This is a genomic window from Psychroserpens mesophilus (genome assembly GCF_050617655.1).
Classification (GTDB): domain Bacteria; phylum Bacteroidota; class Bacteroidia; order Flavobacteriales; family Flavobacteriaceae; genus Psychroserpens; species Psychroserpens mesophilus_A.
The window spans coordinates 1-265 of record NZ_JBODQC010000216.1; the positions used below are offsets into that span (position 1 = coordinate 1).

The following is a 265-nucleotide window of genomic DNA, read 5'->3' on the forward strand; positions in this document are numbered from 1 at the left end:
CCCAGGTGCGGCTGGAGCGGCTGGTCGGCGCGAACCTGCTCACGGGCTTCCGCCAGGAAATCGCCAAGCGGATCCCGACCCATGAGCGCTGCACGCACTTGGCCGAGCTCGCGACGCTGCTGCCGCCCCTGGCCGTGCAGACGATCCTGCAGGGCAAGATCTCCCACCAGGACGAGGACGATCCCGCGAAACGCCCCTTGAAGATCGGCGCATGCCACGCGTTGAGAGAGGACGGCCCGCTGGTCAAGGAGCATTACCCGCAGTG

At 67.9% G+C, this 265-nt stretch carries 1 protein-coding gene; it reads left to right on the plus strand.

Features of this window, described 5'->3' with window-relative positions; genetic code table 11:
* Nucleotides 1–265: DUF2889 domain-containing protein (locus ACRHNM_RS17005; RefSeq protein WP_431137813.1), on the plus strand; the 265-nt coding region annotated here is incomplete at both ends.